1 protein-coding gene is annotated in these 1818 nt (G+C 25.8%); it reads left to right on the forward strand.

What is annotated here, in order from left to right:
- Positions 1–100: 100 nt before the first annotated feature.
- A partial coding sequence (locus ELQ12_RS09535) for a hypothetical protein (protein WP_134264743.1) occupies positions 101–1818 on the forward strand: 1718 nt, incomplete at its 3' end.

Consider the following 1818-nt stretch of genomic DNA (forward strand, 5'->3'; position numbering starts at 1 on the left):
TTTATTTTTGTTTTATTATTTAATTTTATAAAAATATAATTATCTTTTTATGCAACTTATAAGATAATATTGGATTTTAATGTAACTATCAAGGAAAAATATGTTTGATAAAATTCATTATTATTATTTTAATGCTAATTATGAAAAATGTTTAAACTTGAGTGAGCAATTTTTAAAAGAAAGTCCAAAATTTGCTTTAGAATTTGCTATGCTTTCTTCTTATAAACTTTCTCTTTTTCAAAAAGCTTTATATTATGCTCAAGAGCTTTTTTCTTTAAATCCTACAAGTTTTAATGGTCTTATGCTTGCTAAAAGCTATATTGAAAATTTAAGACTTGATGAAGCCTTGAATTTATTACAAACACTTTTAACTCGCAAAGATGATTTAGAAGATGAACTTAAGTTAGAATTGGCTTTTATTTATAAACTGAGTAATAAACTAGAAGAATCTGAACAAATTTTCAAAGAATTACTTTCTAAAGATATGTATAATCTTAATCTATGGAAAAATTATGCAGAAATTTATTTTAAACATGATTTTACCAAGGCATTAAATGCACATGAGCACTTGTGTCATTTTATGCAAGATTTGATTGATAAACTACAAAAAGGAATCATTGCTGAACAAACCAATCTTAATTTAATTAAACTCGAAGATAGGCTTCATAGTAAAACCAAAGAAAATCTTACTATTTCTAAAATAGAAGATTTTTTAACTCATCAAATTTTACCCCAAAAAGCATACTTGCTTTTTAAGCTTTTTAGAATATCTGATTCTTTAGAACTTTTTCAATCACTACAAGAAGCCAATCAACACCATGCACAGTTTTGGCAAAACTATGCTAAGGTCTTAGAATTTAATTCAAACTATCAAGAAGCTTATTATGCTTATAAAAAATGTCTTAGTTTGGATTCTCATGCAACCTATCAATTTGATTTGGCTTATCTTTTGATGCGTATGGGAGTGGATGATAATTTTGAAGAGGGCAAGAAATATTATGAAAGCAGATTATTTTATGCTCATAATGAAACTTTTTCTACTTATCATTATAATGAAAGCTTAAAAGCTTTTAATAAATTTGGCGTTGATGCTTTTAAAAATAAAGAAGTTTTAGTATTTTGCGAGCAAGGCTTTGGCGATACTATAATGTATGCAAGATGCTTAGAAAAACTTTGCAAAATCGCTTCAAAGGTTTTATTTGCTCCTCAAAGTGCCATGTATGAAATGTTTAAAAATCAAATCAAATTTTTAAATCAAAATGATGATATTTTTAAAAATGTAAAGGTTTTAAAAAATCTACCTACAAATTTTGATTATGCTATTCCTATTTGTTCTTTGCCTTTTTTTATTGATATTAAGCTTGATGAGATTTCACGATTAAAAACACCTATATTGCCACAGAAAAAACCGCATAATAAAAGAAAAAAACTTGGTATTTTTTATGCTACTCCTAATGCTGAAAATTCTGATTTATTAAGAAATGTAAAATTTGAATTTTTATTTGATGTATTAAAAGACTTAGATTATGAAATCATTTCTTTTCAAATGCAATTAAAAGAAGAATTGCCTAAGGTAATAGAAGATAGAAGCAAGCTTATAAAAAATTGGAATGATACTCTAAATTATTTATATGATATTGACTGTATGCTTAGTATTGATAGTGCTATAGCGCATTTAAGCTTAGCTATGGATATTCCTACTATAGTTCTTTTACATCCTAGATTTGATTGGCGTTGGGGAAAATTTGAAAATCCTAAAAGTTATTTTTGGCCAAAAGCAAAATGTTTTATCATAAAAGAACAAGAAGAAACAAAAAG

Source organism: Campylobacter sp. US25a (genome assembly GCF_004379075.1).
Lineage (GTDB): Bacteria > Campylobacterota > Campylobacteria > Campylobacterales > Campylobacteraceae > Campylobacter_D > Campylobacter_D jejuni.